The following is a 17,588-nucleotide window of genomic DNA, read 5'->3' as shown; positions in this document are numbered from 1 at the left end:
CTTCGCGACAGGGCCGGTGTGGTGGTCGTAGGCTGCGGCCATGCCAACGCACGGAACCGGGCGGGGACCGGGCGACGCCGCACCCACCATCGGCGAGGTGGCTGCCGCCGCCGGAGTCTCCCGGGCCACCGTCTCGCGCGCCTTCGGCCGCCCGCAGATGCTCCGGCCGGAGACCGTCGAGCGGGTGCAGGAGGCCGCCCGCCACCTGGGCTACGTGCCGAACCGGGTGGCCCGGGCGCTGTCCACCGGCCGGTTCGGCAACCTCGCGCTGGTCGTACCGGACATCGCCAACCCGTTCTTCCCGCCGATGATCAGGGCCGTGCAGGGCCGGGCCGACCGGGCCGGCTTCGCGGTCTTCCTCGGCGACGCCGACGAGGACCCGGCCCGGGAGGAAGTCCTGCTCAGGCAGCTTTCCACCCAGGTCGAGGGGTTCGTGCTCGCCTCGTCCAGGCTGACCGACGAACGGATTCGGGCACACGCCGAGCGCCGGCCACTGGTGCTGGTCAACCGGGACGTCGAGGGCATCCCCCGGGTGCTCATCGACACCACCCGGGCGGTCGGCCAGGCGGTCGAGCACCTGCACGAGCTGGGACACCGCCGGATCGCCTACCTGAGCGGGCCGGCCGGCTCCTGGTCCAACCGGCAGCGACGGCGGGCGGTCAAACGGGCCGGCGACCGGCTCGGCGTCGAGGTGCTGATGGTGCCCGCCGGGCGGGCCACCTTCGAGCTGGGTCGACTGGCGGTGCCGGCACTGTTGGCCACCGGAGCCACCGCCGTGGTCGCCTTCGACGACCTGGTCGCCCAAGGGGTGCTCGCCGGGCTGAGCGAGCAGGGCGTCGGAGTGCCGGCCGGGCTGAGCGTGGTCGGCTGCGACGACGTGCTGGCCACCCGGACCTATCCACCGCTGACCACCGTCTCGGCCCGTTCCGCCGAGGCTGGCGCGGCGGCGGTGGACCTGCTGGCCGGGATGCTCACCCCTGGCACCCCGCTGGCCGACACCCGGCTGCTGCTGGACACCTCGCTGGTCGTGCGGGTCACCACCGGCCCGCCGCCGAGGGGTGGTCCGCGCCGGCCCTAGGCCAGCAGCGCACCGGCGGGTAGCCGCTCGCCCGCACGGCACTGGTCCGGACCTGCACGGCAGCGGTCCGGCCGGTTCAGCGCAGCCGGTAGAGCAGCTCGCCGGCCCGGGGCACGACCAGGGTTTCCGGGTCGGCGGTGAGCGCCGTGAGATCGAGCCCTGCCGGGTCGCGGTAGGACAGGTTGGCCGCCCGGCACTCCTGCGCCGGGATCGCAGTGGCCAGGGTGACCGTGATCCGGCCGCTCTCCCGCCCGGTGGCCGGGTCGTAGCTGCCCGCGCCGCGCAGGTGGGTGGAGTGCGCGAGCACCCCCCGGGGCACGTCGGCGAAGCGGGCCGGATCGGCCAGGAAATAGTCCCGGCAGTGGTAGCCGACCTGCCGGATGTGCCGGTCGTGGGTGATTGAGAAGGTGCGGACGTGCGGGGCATAGATGATCAACTCGCCGCCGTCGGCGACCACCGGTTCCAGCTTGTACATGCCCTTGGCGGCGGTCCAGATATCGTCGTACATCAGTGGCATGACCGAGACCACCCGGCGCACCGGCTCGTCCAGGTAGCGGATGTTGACCTGGGCGGAGAGCTGGGCCGCAGCGGCCCAGGCCGGGCGGGTGGGGCCGACGTACGCGCCCTGCACGCCGCCGCCCGGCCCGATCACCACCGCGACGGTCAGCCGGCGGGTAGGAATCAGGGCGGCGGCCCGCTCGATCAGCGCCCGGACGGGGGTGATGCCCAGCGTCCCGATGATCTCCACCGAGGTGATCAGGGCGCCGAGCCAGTGCGAGACGTTGATCAGCTCGGGGCCGGAGACACCGGGGAAGAAGTACTTGTCGCCGCCGGAGAAGCCGACCACCTCGTGTGGGAAGACCGGCCCGACGACCAGGCAGGCGTCGTACTCGGTGACCATCCGGTTGACCCGGACGGGGACATCCTCGACCAGTCGCCCACCGCTGAGCTCGGCCAGCTCGCCGGCCGTGATCCGGCCCAGCTCGACGAAGGTCGCCGGATCGTCCCAGCGGTGGTTGTGGAAGGTCACCCCCGGCCAGCGCCGGGCCAGCGCCGCCGGGTCGGGGCAGCCGAACCGGTCGGCGATCTGCAACGGCGTCATCATCGGGTGCGTGCCGAGCGCGATCAGCACGTCGAGCGCCGCCGTCTGGGGGGCAAGGGTGTCGTACACGGTGTCGAAGAGCTGATCCAGTGGGATGCTGCGGGTGGCGTCCGGCACGATGACCAACACCCGCGCCCCGTCGAGCCGGAGCGCCGCGAGGCCTCGGTGCAGCACCTCGGTGAGCTCTGCCTGGGTCAACACCCGGTCCGGGTGGCCGGCCCCGATCACGTCCTGCTCCGTGTGCACGGCTGCCTCCTGCCGGTTCGACGATGATTACTGTAACCGGTTGCAGGAGCCCTCTGTACCGATGCCGGCGACGAGAAGGAGCATCGAGTGTCTGAGCTTGACCGAACGGCGGTGCTGAACCGATCGGCGGTGGCCGCGTTGGCGGCGGAGCTGCGGCCGGTGCCGGCGGTGCAGGCCGCGGCGACCGGCATCGTGCACCTCGGGCTGGGCGCTTTCGCCCGTTCCCACGTGTTCGACTTCACCGCCGACGCGGTCGAGGCCGGCGGCGGGGACTGGGGGGTGCTCGCGGTCGCCCCCCGTTCGGCGGCGACGGTGGCCGCGCTGCGCCGGCAGCAGCTGCTCTCGTCGGTGCTGATCCGGGGGGTGGCCGAGGACCGGATCCGGGTGAACGGGCTGCTGCGCGACGCCCGCTGCGCGGCCGAGGAACCGGCCGCGGTGGTCGCCGCGCTGGCCGACCCGGCGGTCCGGGTCGTCACCCTGACCATCACCGAGGCCGGCTACCGGGTCGACCCGGTGACGGGCGTGCCGCGTCCGGACGACGCCGAACTCGCCAACGACCTGGCCGCGCTGGGCCGCGGAATTCCGGATCCGGACCGGGTCTGGCGGACAGCGCCCGGGTTGCTGCTGGCCGGCCTGCTGGCGCGGTACCGGGCCGGCGCGGCACCGGTGGCCCTGGTCTCCTGCGACAACCTGGTCGGCAACGGCGCGGTGCTGGCCGCCGCGGTGCGTGGCGGCGCCGAGCGGATCGTCGCCGGCGCCGGGGATGCCGCCCGGGGCGGGCTGCTGGACTGGTTGGCCGACCGGGTGACCTTCCCGGACACCGTCGTCGACCGGATCACGCCGGCCAGCACCGAGGCCGACCGGGAGCAGGCCGCCCGGCTGCTCGGCGTCCGGGACGAGGCGGTGGTGGTCGGCGAGCCGTACCGGCAGTGGGCCGTGGTCGACGACTTCCCGGCCGGTCGCCCGGCCTGGGAGCTGGCCGGCGCCCGGCTGGTCGACGACGTCGCACCGTACTCGGCGGTGAAGTTGCGGCTGCTCAACGCCGCCCACAGCCTGCTCGCCGAGATGGGGCTGCTGCTCGGCTGCGAGACCGTGGCCGACGCGCTGGACCGGTCGGTCCTGGCCGACCTGGCCGGCCGGTACCTGCGGAGCGAGGCGCAGCCCGCGCTCGATTCCCCACTGGACCTGACCGGCTACGTCGAGACCATGCTGGCCCGCTTCGGTCATCCCCGCCTCGCCCACCGGCTGGACCAGATCGCGGTGGACGGCTCCCAGAAGCTCGCCCAGCGGATCGTGCCGACGATCCGCGTGACCGGGGCCGGCTCGCGGGGGCTGCTCGTGGTGGCCGCCTGGGGGGTGCGCTGCCGCCGCCGGGTGCTGGCCGGCGTACCCCTGCGCGACCCTCGGGCGGCGGCACTGGCGGGTGCGGTCACCGGGGCCGACTCGGCGGCCGGTCTGCTGGAACTGCTCGCCCCCGACCTGGCCGCCGACGCCGGGATGCGGTCGGCGTTGACCGAGCGGATGGCCGGGCTGGACCGCGACCCGGCCGGCTACCTGCGGTCGTGTTGAGCCGGCCGGTGGGCCCGACCTCGGTGCTCTGGCCTGTCGCGCGGTCAGCCCGGGGAACCCGGTCAGCTGCGGAAATACCCGTCGGGCGGGTTGACGTGCAACCGGTTGCACGATTGGATGGGCGCATGCCCGAGGCATCCGAACCCCAGCGGACCGGCCGACGCGCGACGGGAGTGGCGCGGTGATTCGGCTGGCCGTGCTGGGCGCCGCCCACCCCCACGTGCGGTACGCCTTCGACGAGCTTCCCCACCAACATTCGGTGACTCTGGTCGGGGTCAGTGACCCGGACCCGGAGCTCGCTGAGCGGTACGCGACCGAGCAGGGCGTGCCGGCCTACACCGAGCATCGCCGGCTTCTCGACGAGCAGCACCCGAACGTGGTGCTGGTCGCCGGCGTCTACGCCGAACGGGCGGCGGCGGTGCTCGACGCGCTGCGCGCCGGCGCGCACGTGCTCGCCGACAAGCCGCTCTGCACCGACCTGGCCGAGCTGGACGAGATCGCCACCGCTGCCCAGCGGCACGGGCGGATCGTCTCGCTGCTGCTGGAAAAGCGGCACTATCCCGAGACGCTTGCCGCCCGCGCCCTGCTCGACAGCGGTGAGCTGGGCGAGCTGGTGCTGGTGGCGAGCACCGGCCCGCACAAGCTCAACCGGCCGACCCGGCCACCGTGGTTTCTGCGCCGGGCCAGCTACGGCGGCATCCTCGGTGATCTCGCCGTCCACGACGTCGACCTGGTCCTCCTGCTCTCCGGTGCGACCGAGGGCACCGTGGTGGGGGTGAGCGACCCGTCCCGGCCGGACTTCGCCACCTACGGCGCACTGCTGCTGCAGGCCGGCCCGGTCGCCGCCACCATCGAGGTCAGCTGGCTCACCCCGGCTGCCGCGCCCTACCACGGCGACTACCGGATGCGGTTGACCGGCACCCTCGGCACCGCCGAGCTGTACTGGGCGCAGGGCCGGCTGCTGGCGGCCACCGCCGAACGCCCGCCCTGGGAGGTCGAGCTGCCGCCGGGCCGGCGTCCGGCCGCCGACGCGCTGGGTGCCCTGGCCGCCGGCCGGGAGCCCGAGGTGGACACGGCGGCGAGCCTGGCCGCGACCCGGATCGCCCTGTTGGCCCAGGACAGCGCCGACTCCGGCGGCGCGGTGCGCCGGTGGACGATATGACCGTATCGAACGCGACCGAATCGAACAGGACCGGATCGAGAGGAGGCCGCGCCATGCGGTTCGCGGTGGTAGGCGCAGGAGTGATCGGGACAACGCACGCGCGGCTGATCGCCTCGCTGGGCGAACGGGGGCGGCTGGTGGCGGTGGTCGACACCGACCTCACCCGGGCGGTGCGGTTGACCGCCAAGTTCGGCGGTGACCCGCTGACCAGCCTGCGGCAGGCGTGCGTCCGCGACGACGTGGACGCGGTGGCGGTCTGCCTGCCCAGCGGCGCGCACGCCGACGCGGCGGTGACCGCGCTGCACGCCGGCAAGCACGTGCTGGTGGAGAAGCCGATCGACGTGTCGCTGGCCGCTGCCGACCGGGTGATCGCGGCGGAGCAGGAGACCGGCCGGACGGTCGGGGTGATCAGCCAGCGCCGCTTCCAGCGGGCGTCGGCCTTCCTGCACGAGGCCGTCGTGTCCGGCCGCCTGGGCCGGATCACCTCCGGGATCGCCGAGTCGACGTTCTGGCGGCCGCAGGAGTACTACGACTCGGGTGGCTGGCGGGGCACCCTGGCGCTCGATGGCGGCGGCGCCCTGATGAACCAGGGCATCCACGTGGCCGACCTGCTGCTCTGGGTGTTGGGCGAGCCCGTCGAGGTGCAGGCGTACGTCGACCGGCTGGCCCACGACCGGATCGACGTCGAGGACACCGTGGCGGCGACCGTCCGCTTCGCCAGCGGGGCGATCGGTTCGCTGTCCGCCACCACCGCCGCCTATCCGGGCCTTCCGGTGCGGCTCTCCGTACACGGTGACCGGGGGAGCGCGGTGATCGAGCGCGAGGAACTGACCTACTTCCACACGGTCGACGGCGAGCGCCCCGGTGACCAGCCGGACGGCAACCATGCGGTCGACCTGGGCGGGGCGGCCGGCGGCCAGTCGATCGACGACGCGCACCGCGACCAGTACCTGGACTTCATCGACGCGGTCGAGCAGGGGCGCAAGCCGCTGGTCGGCACGCTGGACGGCCGGCGGGCGCTGGAGCTGGTGCTCGGGGTCTACGAGTCGGCCAGCACCGGCCGGCCGGTCCGGTTGGGACGGGCCCGCTGATGCGGATCGGGATGATCGGCACCGAGAACACCCACGTCGACCAGATCCTGGAGTATCTCAACGTCCGGGAGTTGGCGCCCGGCACCCGGGTGGTGGCGCTGGCCGGCGGGGCGACCGAGCGCAACGAGCAACTCCGGGCGCACGGCGGCGTGGAGCGCATCGTGGACGCCCCGACCGAGCTGCTCGGCCAGGTCGACGCTGTGATCATCACTGACCGGCACGGTGGGCTGCACCGTGAGCACGCGGTGCCGTTCCTGGCCGAAGGGCTGCCGGTCTTCGTGGACAAGCCGTTGGCCTGCTCGGTAGCCGACGCCGAGGCGATCGTGGCGGTGGCCCGGGAACACGACGCGCTGCTGACGTCCTACTCGGCGCTGCGTTGGATTCCGGACACCGAGGCGCTGGTCGCCGAGCTGCCCACCGTCGGCACGCCGCAGGTGGTGGTCACCACCGGGCCGGCCGACGAGGCCAGCCCGTACGGCGGGATCTGGTTCTACGGGATCCATTCGGTCGACGTGGCGCTGCGGCTGGTACCCGGCGAGATCGGCGAGGTACGGGTGGAGCGCAGCGCCGAGACCGTGATCGCCCGGGTGCGGGTCGGCGACACCCTGGTCGTGGTGAACCTGGTCCGGCCGGAGGAGATCGCCCGGGTGCCGTTCCACGCCATGGTGGTGGGGCGCACCGGCATCGCCGCCCGCCCGCTGGTGCTCGACGACTGGTACGTCGCCCCGGGTCTGGAGGCGTTCCTGCGGATGGTCGGGACCGGTCACCCCCCGATCGGCTACGACGACCTGTTGCGCCCGATCCGGGTGCTCGACGCTGTCGCTGCGGCGTTGTAGCCGCATGCTGCCGGCGTATCTGGAGAGCACCGCGCCCGGTGGCGGCTGCGATCCGGTCCGGTGTGATGACTGAGGACGCGGCCGCGGGTACGCGGCGGGCGTACGGGTCGTATTGGAAGCGGGTGGTGGAGCACTGGGGGCAGTGGCTGGTTGGATGAGCCGAGTCCGTCGGAGATCGAGTGGTTGGCGGAGTACGTCAGGACGCATGTGGTGGCGCGTCGCAATGCGCGGGGTGGGCGGAGTGCGGCGGAGCATCTGATCGCGGCGTTGCGGTGTCTGTACAAGCGGGCGGTGGCGGACGGGTGCATTGCGGCGGCGGACAATCCGGCGGTGAAGGTGGCCAAGCCGCGGCGGTTGGCGAGCACCAGGCGGGCGGTGGCCGATGCCCGGTTGGCGAAAATCAACGACCCTGACCTGGGTAGAGCGAAACTTCGGATACGCGGTAGCGCGCGCATACGCAGGCCACAACGGCAGAGCCGATGCGGGTACGACGAGCACCTACGTGCGAGCAGACGTCTACGAGGTCGCCCGGGCGCTTTCGATGTTGACCGGTGAGCAGCACCCGCTGTTGACGGTCTCAGCAACCACTGCTATCCCGCCGTTTTCAGGAACCTTGCACTGGCACCCCACGGGGTAGGCCAAGGAACTGCATATGGGCGCCGCCCTCCCGCATCGTCGGCGGCGGGGGCGGGGGCGAGGGGTGCTGATGGTGGCTTGGCGATCACCTCATGAGGGTCGTGAGGAACAGTTCCTCGGACTGCTCTCCTTCCAGGACAGGTCCGCCCTCGAAGCGGAAAGCCGGCGGCTGGACATCGAACCGTCGTACCCGCTCAAGTTCGGCCCGCAGGCCGGCGGCACCGGTCTCGCTGGTCACCACTCCCGTCTCGCTTGCGAGTCGGGTAAGCGTGTCAGGATCGGCGATGTTCAGTCCGTCGGTGAAGTAGGCCCGGAACAGCCGTTCGGCCATCTGCTCGCCCCTTCCCTGGGTAGACGCCTGAGCATGGATCCGGTGCGCGTCGAACGTGTTGGTGAACCATGCCCGACCGAAGTTCAGCTCAAGACCGTCGGCAACACCGAACGACTCATCGGATACGAGGGCACGCGCGACCTCCTCGCCGCGCTGCCGCTTCCAGACCTCGAACAGCGGCTCGCCAGCGCAGGACGCTTCGGGCTGGAGCTGGAACGGGCAGTAGACCGTCTCCACCTGGCCGCCACCGGCGCGGAAGCGACGAGTGGCTCGAGTAAAGCGGCTGAATCCACGATAAGAATGCACACACACGAAGTCCAGGACGACCTCTACCCTGCGCGGCTTGTCCATACTCGGCCCCTTCTACGGCTGTGACTGGTTGATCGTTCGACGGATACGGCCTCCGGGTGCTGTCCCGGCAGCGGGTGGCCTCGATGCGTCACCAGGGAACCGGACCGGTGGCGGCGAAGTAGCCACCCGTCGGGCCGTCCGGCCCGATCACGGCCATCCGCACGATGATCTCGGCGCCCTCCTCGACGCTCTGGGCACCGGTGTGGCCGTTGAGGTCGGTAGCGGTGTGACCGGGATCGACGGAGTTGATCCTGATTGTCGGATACGCGTGGGCGTACTGGGCGGTGACCATGTTCAGCGCGGCCTTGGCGGAACCATAGGCCAGCGCCGGGACCCAGACGGGCACCACCGACGCGTGGCCCACGGGGTCGGCGGTGACGGCCAGCGAGCCCAGGCCACTGCTGACGTTCACCACGACGGGAGCCGCAGCCGCCTCCAGCAGCCCCAGGAAGGCACGCATCACCCGTACGACACCGAAGACGTTGGTGTCGTACACCGTGAGCATGTCGCCTGCGGTGACCTCCCCGGCCGGCCGGACGGCACCGATGACGCCCGCATTGTTGACCAGGACATCGAGGTGACCGACCTGGTCACGAACCAGCTCCGCAGCCGCCAGCACGGACGCGTCACAATTGACGTCGATCAGCAGCGGGCGGGCGCCGATCCGCCCAGCGGCCGCTACGCCGCGTTGGGCGTCCCGGGCACCGAGGTACACGGTGTGCCCGACCTCGACCAGCCGACGAGCGGTTTCCAGGCCCAGGCCCTTGTTGGCTCCGGTGATGAGCGTTGTCGTCACACCCGACAATCTCGCCCGCACGAGGAGGAAGAAGGAAGTGCATCGTTCTTCCTGGTAACGCCGGTACCAGGAAGCCGCGGGCGTTCGTGGCCCGCCGGACGGATAGTGGACCCATGAGCGAGAACGGGATCGGAGACCCGCACAGCGGCCGGTGCGGCAACGAACTGGGTGGCGCCCTACGTCATTGGCGGGACCGGATCGATCCGGCCACGGTCGGACTGCCCGTCGGACGCATCCGCCGGACGACAGGGCTGCGGCGCGAGGAACTGGCCCTGCTCGCGGGAATCTCCGTGGACTACATCATCCGCCTGGAGCAGGGCCGCGCGACCTCCCCGTCTGTGCAGGTCCTCACCGCTCTGGCGCGAGCGCTGAGGCTCTCCGAAGCGGAACGCCGGCACATGTTCCTCCTGGCCAGAAAGCCCGAACCCTCGGGTCACCAGGTGACGTCCCACCTGACGCCCGTCGTGCAGCGCCTTCTCGACCAGATGGCCGGCACCCCGGTCAGCGTGTACGACGCGGCCTGGACCCTGATCGCCTGGAACGCACTCTCGTCCGCCTTACTGGGCGACCCGTCCGGGTTGTCCGGACGCGATCGCAACGTCCTGTGGCGACACTTCATCAGCCCGCCGGACCGGGTGCGGCACACCTCCGAACAGGAGGCCCGCTTCGAGAAAGCCGCGATCGCCGATCTTAGAGCGGCCACCGTCCGCCACCCCGCCGATGCGGGCCTGCGATCCCTTGTCGCCGACCTGCGGAACCTCAGCTCCCGGTTCGCCCGGTCCTGGGACTCACACGAGGTGGGCACCCACGTCGTGAACATCAAGACCATCCACCACCCGCACGTCGGACCACTTGTGCTCAACTGCGACGTCCTCACCGCGCCCGACAGCGACCTGCGCATCGTCATCCACACCGCCGCCCCGGGCACCGCCGCCGCCGACAAGCTCAGGCTGCTCCAGGTCACCGGTACACAGACGGTCATCCTGCCCGGCCCGCACGACACCCAACTCTGATCCGATCCACATCGATCCATGGCCGCTGATGGCCTCTGCGGAGGCGAGGTCGGTGGCGGCTGGCTGTATCTGGCCATCGTCATCGCCACCCGGCGGCTCGTCGGCTGGTCGATCACCACTCGCAGGCGCACGAGCCTGGTCATCGACGCCCTCAACGCCACGGTCGCTGCCCACGGTGACCGGGCCGAGGGCGTGACCTTCCACTCGGACAGAGACACCCAACACGGCAGCGGTGACTTCGCCGACGCCTGCAGTCGCCGCTGGCTGCCGCCGAAGTGACAGAGCCTGAACCTCCCGGCGGTCGTCGGCCAACAACGACAGCATGACCTGGTGCGACGCCGAGGGGGTACCTGCGCTCGGCTCTCGGGTCTCCTGGCACGGTCGGGCCCTGCAGGACTCCTGCACCGCCTCGCTGACCGAGCGCGATGCCATGAGCGCAGACGAGCGCACCGAGTGCAGCAGCAAGCGCAGCGTCTCCGTGATGCGGGCCCGGCGGTGACCGTCGACGTCGATCCCTGGGACGGCAGCACCGGCGATGGCAGGAAGGGGCAGGGGTGAACGCGGGCACATGATGGAAGCTGGCCGTCCCGCTCATCGGCCTGAGCCTGCTGATGACGGTCCCTGCCGTCTACGGCACCTGGGTGTTCTGGTCCGACTTCGGCAACACGTATCAGGCGCTCAGCGTCGTCATCTGCCTGGTGCTGCTGGCACAGCTCGGGTTGACGGTCTCGATCGGCGTACGACCGGCCCCGGACGTGCCATGGCTACGGCTCGGACTGATCGCCCTCGCATTCCTGTTTGCGTGCGGAGTAGCGGGAGTACACGAAGGGTTGCGTCCACGGAAGTGGTGTACGACTTGCCCGTGATGGGCGTGTTGCGTAGATGAGAGACGGCCATCGCGTCGATCCTTCAAGACGACCAAGTCAGAGAAGGAAGAGAGAACGCGATGGCCGCATCTGAGAGGACGTCTGATTCACGTATTTTGTGCATGTTGTGGTTGTGGGGGTTCTCGCCAGGTTGGGGTGGTTTCGGTGGTGAGGCGTTTGGCGAGGTTGTCGATCATGGCGAGGGTGATCATGCTGGCGGAGTTGTCGGGTCGGGTTTCGTAGTCGCGGACGAGTCGGCGGTGGTGCATGAGCCAGCCGATGGTGCATTCAGTGACGATGATGTTGGCACTCGTCGTGGTGGTGATATTGGGTTCTGTGCCGGACAGGCCGCCCCGGCGCCAGGAGACCTCCCATGTGGCGACGGCTCGGACGGTGAACATGCCGGCGGGGCTGTCGGCGGACGTCGTGTTGTAGATGTGCCCCAGGTAGGTGATGGTGAAGTGGGGTTGGTTGAGGCGCTCCGTGGTGTCCCCGGACCTGTGTAGACGGTGTTTGTGCCATCCCCCGCGTACCAGGTGATCTTCCGGGGGTGCTCGGGCTGGCCGCGCTGGCGGCGAGCTAGTGGAGAGTCCGGGCCAGGAGTGGACCGGGCTGGCGCTGAGCCGGGGCCTGGACGCCACGGCACCGCTGGCCGCCGCGGCGCCGGTGCTGTTCGGCGTCGGCCTGGTGGCGTCGCGGCTGGTGCTGGACAGGCTGCTGGCCGCGTTCGGGGCGCGGGCCGTCGCGCTGACCGCCGGCGCGGTCACGACGGCGGCCTCGATCGGCGGCCTGCTGGTCGTCGCCGGGCACGCGTCGCCGTGGCTCGCGCTGCTGGTGGTGACGCTGCCCGGGATCGGCGCGGGGCCGGTGTTCCCGCTGCTGTTCGGCGCGCCGACCACCTGTCCACCCGGTACTGCATCCCGGCGGCCGGCACCGCGTCGATCGTGTCCGCGCTGTCCCGGACCGGCGCGATCACCGCGCCGGTGGTGGTGGGCCCGCTGTCCGAGGCGTACGGGATGGGCCTGGTCTTCGCGGTGATGGCGGCCGGCGCGGCGCTGGTGCTGGTGACGCTGCCGCGCGCGGCGGCCGGGCCGCGGCCCTGAGCTACGACCGGTCCATCATCCGCATCTGTTCCTCGGTGTGGTGTTCGCCGGCGGCGACCGGCAGGGCGTCCAGCCGGGCCAGCTGAGCGGCGCCGAGCCGCAGGCCGGCCGCCGCCAGGTTCTCCTCGACGTGGGCCGGGCGGCTGGTTCCGGGGATCGGGACGACGTCGTCGCCGCAGGCCAGCAGCCAGGCGAGGGCAACCTGCGCGCTGGTGGCGCCCGCCTCGGCGGCGACGGCCTCGATCTCGTGCACGATGCGCAGGTTCCGCGGCAGGTTGTCCGCGGTGAAGCGCGGGTTGTCGGCGCGCAGGTCGGCCGGGCCGAACGTGCCGGAGGTGCGGACCGTGCCGGTGAGGAAACCGTGGCCGAGCGGCGAGTACGCGACGAAGCCGATGCCGAGTTCGCGCAGCACCGGCAGCACGTTCTCTTCCGGGTCGCGCGTCCACAGCGAGTACTCGGACTGGACCGCGGTGATCGGGTGGACGGCGTGCGCCCGGCGGACGGTGGTGGGCCCGGCCTCGGAAAGACCGATGTGCCGGATCTTGCCTTCGGCGACCAGTTCGGCGAGCGCGCCGACGGTGTCCTCGATCGGGACCTTCGGGTCCACCCGGTGCTGGTAGCAGAGGTCGAGGTGGTCGGTGCCGAGCCGCCGCAGCGAACCGGTCACGGCCGCGCGGACGTTGGCGGGGCTGCTGTCCGGTTCGCCGGGTGCGCCGCCCACGTGGGACATCAGGCCGAATTTGGTGGCGATCACCACCCGGTCGCGGCGACCGGCGATCGCGCGGCGCAGCAGCTCCTCGTTCGTGTACGGGCCGTACACCTCGGCGGTGTCCAGCATGGTCACGCCCAGGTCGAGGGCGCGGTGCACGGCCCGTACCGAGCCCGCGTCGTCCGAGCCGGAGCCGGTGTAGCCGAACGATAAGCCCATCGTGCCGAGGCCGATGCGGGAGACCTTGAGGTCCCGCAGCCGCGTGTACTCCACCGTTTGCTCTCCTTCGGTGCGGCGAGGGGGTGCCGGCCGCCGGGTGTCGTCCCGGCGGCCGGTCGGTGCGGTCAGACCTCGTACTCGACGCCGACGCCGCCGAAGTGCAGACGGCCCTGGATGAAGACCTTGTCGCCGTTGTCGTCGTAGCCGTCGAGCAGCCCGGCCTCCATCAGGCGGATGACGAGCTGGGTGCTCTGTTCCTGGCGGCCGGCGGCGCCGAGGCGCTTGACGAGCGTCCGGTAGCCGAACTCCTCCTCGGCGAGGTCCTGGAAGATCTGCCGGGTCTCGTCGTCCATCGCGTAGCGGGTCAGGTCGAGCCCGTCCTCGTTGGCCAGCACCTCGCGGTGCTCCAGCCGGAAACCGGTCGGCTCGACGCCGTAGTACGGCTTCAGCACGGCCTTGCCGCCGGACCAGCGGAAGCGGCTGATGTTGTTCAGCCGGGCGGTGAGGTCGCTGATCCAGCGCACCCGGGCGGCATTCAGCTCGGCCTCGCTGAAATCGTCGCTGAGGTCGGGGCGCTGGTGGCGGCCGATGGAGATCATCGTGGACGCCCGGTCGCGGAACGTCGCCACCGTGCCGCCGGATGCCTCCGGGCCGTTCGCCGCCAGGCTCTCGAACCACTGCCGCCGGACCAGCCGGTCGTCGTCGGACTCGGTGATCCGCCGCTTGCGCCAGAACTCGGAGTCCGGCTCGGTGAACGACGCGAACGTGTAGAACGAGGCGAGGAACTGGTGGTACTGCTCGTACGCCTCGCGGTAGGTGCGGTTGTACCAGGCGTGCACCGCGTCCCGCTCGTCGCCGTGGCTGGTGATCCGGTCGATGGCCGCCGCCGCGGAGACCGCCGACTGCGAGGCCAGGTGCACGCCCTGCGAGAACAGCGGGTCGGTGAAGCAGGCCGCGTCGCCGCAGAGGAAGAACCGGTCGGCGGAGTAGAGCGAGGTGTCGTACGACCAGTCCTGCACGATGCGGACCTCGTCCACCTGCTCCGCGCCGTTCAGGATGCCCATCGCCCGCGCGCACTTGGCGAGCGTGCTGGTGTAGAACTCGTCGGCGCCGCGGGCCCGTACCTCGGCGGACTTCGAGCGGTCCACGACCAGGCCGACGCTGTACAGGTCGCCCTTCAGCGGGATCATCCAGACCCAGCCGTCCTCGAACGTGATCGAGTAGGTGGTGCCCTTCAGGTCGCCCTCGAACGGGTCCTTGAGCCGGAAGTACGACCAAATCGCGAAGTTGCGGTAGAACTCGTCGTACTGCCGCACACCGAGCTTGCGGGCGAGCAGGCTGCCGGAACCACCGGCGTCGATGACGAAGTCGCTCTCGACGGACACGTTCTCGCCGCCCTGCCGCACGGTCAGCACCACGCGGTCCGGGTCGGACAGATCCACGTCGGTGACCGGGGTGTCCTCGTGGACGGTGACGCCACGGCTGCGGGCCTCGTCCAGCAGGAGACGGTCGAAATCCTCCCGCTTGACCTGTACGGCATGGTCGAAGACCCACGGCGTGACCTTGGGGGCCGCGAACGAGAACGTCCACGGCGCCTGGTCCTGACCCCACAGGAACGTCGCGGACGGCTTCTTGACGTAGTTCTGCGCGTCGATCTTCTCCTGGAGACCAAGGCGGTTGAGGATCGACATCGTGCCGGGCAGCAGCGACTCGCCGATCCGGTAGCGGGGCAGCGAGAGCCGCTCGTAGATCGTCACCTCGTGGCCGAGTTTGCGCAGCGTGAGGCCCGCGACGCTACCGGCCGGCCCTCCGCCGATGATCGCCACCTTCGATCGTGCCATGTCGTACTCCTTGGGACTTCGAGGGACTGACGGGATTCCGTGCCGGCGCGGCACGGAGGGTTTTCGCGGCGGAACGCTCACGCCTCGCCGGCGACCGGCCGGGACCGCACCTTCTTCATCCGGTCGGACATCGCGATCGACTCGACCACGTTGATCTTTGAGGGGATCTTGAACGGCTCGACCCGGCCGGCCAGGAACTCGGCCACGTGCTTGCGCAGGGCGGCGCGGGTGACGTCGCCGCTGGGCCGGATGTCCACGCACACCGACTGGCCGGTGATAGCGTTCGGCCGCCCGTAGACGACGCAGTCCTCGACGAGCGGGCTGCCCAGCAGGATCGACTCCAGTTCGAGCGGCAGGAGCTTCTCGCCGCCGACGTTGATGACCTCCTTGGCCCGGCCCTTGATCCGCAGGTAGCCGTCGGCCGCCTCCTCGACCAGGTCACCGGTCCGGAACCAGCGGTCCTCGGTCAGCGCGTCGTCGTAGTTCAGGTAGCAGCGGAACTGGGTGCGGCTGCGCAGCTGGAGTTCGCCGTCCACCACCCGGTATTCCATGCCCGCGTCGGAGATCTTGAAGTACGTGCTGTTCGACGACTCGCTCGTGGTGGTGGCGATCCCGGTCTCGCTGGTGCCGAACGTCTGTAGCAGCCGCACGCCAGGGAAGGCCAGGTTGACCCGCTGGAGCAGTTCGTCGGTCATCGGCTCGGTGCCATACGTGATCATCCGCAGGCTGCTGAGATCGTGCTTGCGGTGGTAGTCACCGACCATGATCAGGTTGAGGTAGGTCGGGCTCGCCGGGAGCACCATGATCCGGTGGCGTTCGATCAGAGCGCAGATCTCGTCCGGGGTTCGCTGCGCGGGCAGGACCGCGGTGCCGCCGACGATCAGCGTGCTGAGCAGCGAGTTGATGCCGCCGATGTGGTCGAACATCAGCACCATCAGGATGTTGAACGGCTTGTCGCTGCGGCGCGGGCGCTTCGCGATCTTCTCCGCGACGAGCGTGTCCAGGCTGTGCAGGATGACCTTCGGCGCGCCGGTGCTGCCGCTGCTGAGCAGCACCAGCCCGGCCGTGTCCGGGTCGCCGAGCCGGTCGTGCACGGCGCCGCCGTCTGCGGCGGCGGCCCACCGGTCCCGGAGATCCTCGAACGCGACGCCCGCCTCGCCGGTGCGCACCAACAGCGCGGGCCGGCAGTGCTCCACCAGCGTGTCCAGCGTCGTGCCGGTCAGCGTCACCACCGGCACCACCACGTTCCGGTCCAGGAACAGCGCGAACAGGGTGGCCACCGAGTCGAGCGAGTACTCGCCATTGACGACCACGGTCTCCTGCGGCTTGACCCCCTGCCCGGCCAACCGGTCACGCACGTCGGTGATGCGCCGCGACAGTTCCGCGTACGAGACGGCGGTCCCGTGGTCGTAGAGCGCGGTCCGGGTGCCGAAGCCCTCGAACCTGCTGATCAGTTCCTCGCGCATTCAGTGCACACCCCCAAGAAACAGCGTCTCGCCCGTGATGAACTCCGACTGGCGGCCGATCAGGAATTCGACCGGGCCGACGATGTCCGCCGTCGTGCACTGCCGGGAGATCGTCTGACGCGCGATCAAATTGTCGATCTTGGGTCGGGGAACGGTACGCGTCAGCACGGTGTGCACCGGCGGAAGCCCGATCCCGTTCACCCGGATGCCGAACGCGGACAGCTCCTTGCTCATGATGCGGACGAGTTGTTCGACCGCGCTCTTGCTGGCCGCGTACGCGAGCTGACCCTCGATGGCCCAGGGCACCGCGACCGTGGAGACGTTCAGGATCGCGGTGCTTTTCTCGGATGACTTCTGCAGCATCTTCACGGCTTCCCGGCAGCAGTTCAGCACCGCGAAGAAATTGACGTCGAATATCCGCCGGGAAACCTCGTCCGGAGTGGTCATGAAATGGTTCATCGACGAGACTCCGGCGTTGTTCACCAGCGCGTCCAGTCTTCCGTACTCCTGGCGCACGCTGCGGAACATCTTCTTCGTCTGCGAGATGTCGGTGATGTCCAGCTGGTGATGCCGGTAGCGCGGATGGTCGATGGCCGCCGGCCGCCGGCTGCATCCGACGACGTCGTGCCCGGCCGCCAGGAAATGCTCCGCGAGAGCCCGGCCGATGCCGGTCCGGGTGCCGGTGATCATGAGGATCATGAGGACGTCAACCCCGCACGCCGACGAGTTCCAGCTCGCCCTCGATGAACCCGATCAGGCGGCGGACGCTGCTGAACGGGCTCACCCGCAGGGACACCGCCTTCTCGGACGTCAGCGAGATCTCGGCGCCGAACTCGTCCTCGATGTTCTCCTCCAGTAGCGAGAGGAACGCCACCAGGTACATCGACTCGAAGACACCGGCATCGCCGTAAAGGCACAGGCCGAGCACGTCGTCGGTGGGGATCTTCTCTGCCCGGCTCGCATTGATCTCGTCGAGCGCCGCGACGACGACGCTCTGAATTCGCTCGGTCACCTTGCGGGCCTCCTTCCAGTGCGAAAGAAAGAACTGATAACGGCGACGGTCCGGCGATGTCCCGTCCGGCGCCTGGATCTTTATGTCAGACGTCCCGGAGCGCACACAAGGCTGTTCATGCCGGAGAAATCGCGCGTGCAACTGTCCTGTTCTTTCAGTTG

General features: G+C 70.4%; 17 protein-coding genes and 1 pseudogene. 9 read left to right on the top strand and 9 right to left on the bottom strand.

Going from position 1 to position 17,588, the window contains the following annotated elements; translation table 11 throughout:
* Window positions 1–40 precede the first annotated feature (40 nt).
* Window positions 41–1,078 (top strand): LacI family DNA-binding transcriptional regulator, encoded by a 1,038-nt coding sequence (locus GA0070216_RS29505; protein WP_091252951.1) that lies wholly within the window; start codon window positions 41–43, stop codon window positions 1,076–1,078.
* Window positions 1,079–1,154: 76 nt separating this feature from the next.
* On the opposite strand, the gene GA0070216_RS29500 is transcribed toward GA0070216_RS29505, so the two are convergent.
* The gene (locus GA0070216_RS29500; protein WP_218108315.1) at window positions 1,155–2,426 is read right to left on the bottom strand and encodes a lactate racemase domain-containing protein; all 1,272 of its coding nucleotides are present in this window, start codon (window positions 2,424–2,426) and stop codon (window positions 1,155–1,157) included.
* Between the two features lie 87 nt (window positions 2,427–2,513).
* Between GA0070216_RS29500 and GA0070216_RS29495 the strand changes: the two genes are divergently transcribed.
* The 4 genes from GA0070216_RS29495 (at window position 2,514) to GA0070216_RS29480 (ending at window position 7,084) form a co-directional block, all read left to right on the top strand.
* Entirely contained in the window at window positions 2,514–3,995 is a 1,482-nt protein-coding gene (locus GA0070216_RS29495) for a mannitol dehydrogenase family protein (RefSeq protein WP_091252949.1), read from the top strand.
* 181 nt (window positions 3,996–4,176) lie between these two features.
* Entirely contained in the window at window positions 4,177–5,157 is a 981-nt protein-coding gene (locus GA0070216_RS29490) for a Gfo/Idh/MocA family protein (protein ID WP_091252947.1), read from the top strand.
* Window positions 5,158–5,210: 53 nt separating this feature from the next.
* Window positions 5,211–6,248: a Gfo/Idh/MocA family protein gene (locus GA0070216_RS29485; RefSeq protein ID WP_091252945.1), complete on the top strand. Its 1,038-nt coding sequence runs from the start codon at window positions 5,211–5,213 to the stop codon at window positions 6,246–6,248.
* Complete coding sequence (locus GA0070216_RS29480) at window positions 6,248–7,084, top strand: Gfo/Idh/MocA family protein (RefSeq protein WP_091252942.1); 837 nt, start codon at window positions 6,248–6,250, stop codon at window positions 7,082–7,084. Before GA0070216_RS29485 ends, GA0070216_RS29480 begins: the two co-directional genes overlap by 1 nt.
* Before the next feature lie 721 nt (window positions 7,085–7,805).
* On the opposite strand, the gene GA0070216_RS29470 is transcribed toward GA0070216_RS29480, so the two are convergent.
* Together GA0070216_RS29470 and GA0070216_RS29465 are read right to left on the bottom strand one after the other, a co-directional pair.
* Window positions 7,806–8,402 carry a DsbA family oxidoreductase gene (locus GA0070216_RS29470; RefSeq protein ID WP_091252940.1) on the bottom strand — a complete coding sequence of 199 codons (597 nt, stop codon included), beginning with the start codon at window positions 8,400–8,402 and terminating at the stop codon, window positions 7,806–7,808.
* Window positions 8,403–8,490: 88 nt separating this feature from the next.
* Window positions 8,491–9,198, bottom strand: a complete 708-nt coding sequence (locus GA0070216_RS29465) for an SDR family NAD(P)-dependent oxidoreductase (RefSeq protein ID WP_091252938.1) — start codon at window positions 9,196–9,198, stop codon at window positions 8,491–8,493.
* 113 nt (window positions 9,199–9,311) lie between these two features.
* On the opposite strand from GA0070216_RS29465, the gene GA0070216_RS29460 reads away from it, so the two are divergent.
* The 3 genes from GA0070216_RS29460 to GA0070216_RS34830 are packed head-to-tail and all read left to right on the top strand — an operon-like array spanning window position 9,312 to window position 10,710.
* Entirely contained in the window at window positions 9,312–10,211 is a 900-nt protein-coding gene (locus GA0070216_RS29460; RefSeq protein WP_091252936.1) for a helix-turn-helix domain-containing protein, read from the top strand.
* An 18-nt stretch (window positions 10,212–10,229) separates the two neighbouring features.
* Window positions 10,230–10,490, top strand: a complete 261-nt coding sequence (locus tag GA0070216_RS29455) for a DDE-type integrase/transposase/recombinase (RefSeq protein ID WP_091252934.1) — start codon at window positions 10,230–10,232, stop codon at window positions 10,488–10,490.
* A 43-nt stretch (window positions 10,491–10,533) separates the two neighbouring features.
* Complete coding sequence (locus GA0070216_RS34830; protein ID WP_176739195.1) at window positions 10,534–10,710, top strand: hypothetical protein; 177 nt, start codon at window positions 10,534–10,536, stop codon at window positions 10,708–10,710.
* Window positions 10,711–11,184: 474 nt separating this feature from the next.
* Here GA0070216_RS34830 and GA0070216_RS35865 read toward each other — a convergent pair.
* A pseudogene (locus tag GA0070216_RS35865) lies at window positions 11,185–11,373 on the bottom strand (IS5 family transposase); the annotation flags it as partial.
* A 648-nt stretch (window positions 11,374–12,021) separates the two neighbouring features.
* Between GA0070216_RS35865 and GA0070216_RS34825 the strand changes: the two are divergent.
* Window positions 12,022–12,180, top strand: coding sequence for a hypothetical protein (locus tag GA0070216_RS34825; protein WP_176739194.1), 159 nt, complete (start codon window positions 12,022–12,024; stop codon window positions 12,178–12,180).
* 1 nt (window position 12,181) lies between these two features.
* On the opposite strand, the gene GA0070216_RS29440 is transcribed toward GA0070216_RS34825, so the two are convergent.
* The 5 genes from GA0070216_RS29440 to GA0070216_RS29420 form a co-directional block, all read right to left on the bottom strand.
* Window positions 12,182–13,162 carry an aldo/keto reductase gene (locus tag GA0070216_RS29440; RefSeq protein WP_091252932.1) on the bottom strand — a complete coding sequence of 327 codons (981 nt, stop codon included), beginning with the start codon at window positions 13,160–13,162 and terminating at the stop codon, window positions 12,182–12,184.
* 71 nt (window positions 13,163–13,233) lie between these two features.
* Entirely contained in the window at window positions 13,234–14,949 is a 1,716-nt protein-coding gene (cmlS, locus tag GA0070216_RS29435; RefSeq protein WP_091252930.1) for a chloramphenicol-biosynthetic FADH2-dependent halogenase CmlS, read from the bottom strand.
* Window positions 14,950–15,026: 77 nt separating this feature from the next.
* Window positions 15,027–16,415, bottom strand: coding sequence for an ANL family adenylate-forming protein (locus GA0070216_RS35860; RefSeq protein WP_091252928.1), 1,389 nt, complete (start codon window positions 16,413–16,415; stop codon window positions 15,027–15,029).
* Window positions 16,416–17,114 carry an SDR family NAD(P)-dependent oxidoreductase gene (locus tag GA0070216_RS29425; protein WP_091252925.1) on the bottom strand — a complete coding sequence of 233 codons (699 nt, stop codon included), beginning with the start codon at window positions 17,112–17,114 and terminating at the stop codon, window positions 16,416–16,418.
* A 7-nt stretch (window positions 17,115–17,121) separates the two neighbouring features.
* Window positions 17,122–17,427, bottom strand: a complete 306-nt coding sequence (locus GA0070216_RS29420; RefSeq protein WP_091252921.1) for a hypothetical protein — start codon at window positions 17,425–17,427, stop codon at window positions 17,122–17,124.
* Between the last annotated feature and the right edge of the window lie 161 nt (window positions 17,428–17,588).

It is taken from the genome of Micromonospora matsumotoense (assembly GCF_900091525.1).
GTDB classification, from domain to species: Bacteria; Actinomycetota; Actinomycetes; order Mycobacteriales; family Micromonosporaceae; genus Micromonospora; species Micromonospora matsumotoensis.
The sequence above is the reverse complement of the archived record's forward strand: the minus strand, read 5'-3'. Positions and strand labels throughout refer to the sequence as shown.

Bases quoted from the DNA above. Each gene is read 5' to 3' on its own strand.
- GA0070216_RS29505 (WP_091252951.1), top strand. From the start codon at position 41: ATGCCAACGCACGGAACCGGGCGGGGACCGGGCGACGCCGCACCCACC.
- GA0070216_RS29485 (WP_091252945.1), top strand. From the start codon at position 5,211: ATGCGGTTCGCGGTGGTAGGCGCAGGAGTGATCGGGACAACGCACGCG.
- GA0070216_RS29480 (WP_091252942.1), top strand. From the start codon at position 6,248: ATGCGGATCGGGATGATCGGCACCGAGAACACCCACGTCGACCAGATC.
- GA0070216_RS29470 (WP_091252940.1), bottom strand. From the start codon at position 8,402: ATGGACAAGCCGCGCAGGGTAGAGGTCGTCCTGGACTTCGTGTGTGTG.
- GA0070216_RS29460 (WP_091252936.1), top strand. From the start codon at position 9,312: ATGAGCGAGAACGGGATCGGAGACCCGCACAGCGGCCGGTGCGGCAAC.
- GA0070216_RS29455 (WP_091252934.1), top strand. From the start codon at position 10,230: ATGGCCGCTGATGGCCTCTGCGGAGGCGAGGTCGGTGGCGGCTGGCTG.
- GA0070216_RS34830 (WP_176739195.1), top strand. From the start codon at position 10,534: ATGACCTGGTGCGACGCCGAGGGGGTACCTGCGCTCGGCTCTCGGGTC.
- cmlS (WP_091252930.1), bottom strand. From the start codon at position 14,949: ATGGCACGATCGAAGGTGGCGATCATCGGCGGAGGGCCGGCCGGTAGC.
- GA0070216_RS35860 (WP_091252928.1), bottom strand. From the start codon at position 16,415: ATGCGCGAGGAACTGATCAGCAGGTTCGAGGGCTTCGGCACCCGGACC.
- GA0070216_RS29425 (WP_091252925.1), bottom strand. From the start codon at position 17,114: ATGATCCTCATGATCACCGGCACCCGGACCGGCATCGGCCGGGCTCTC.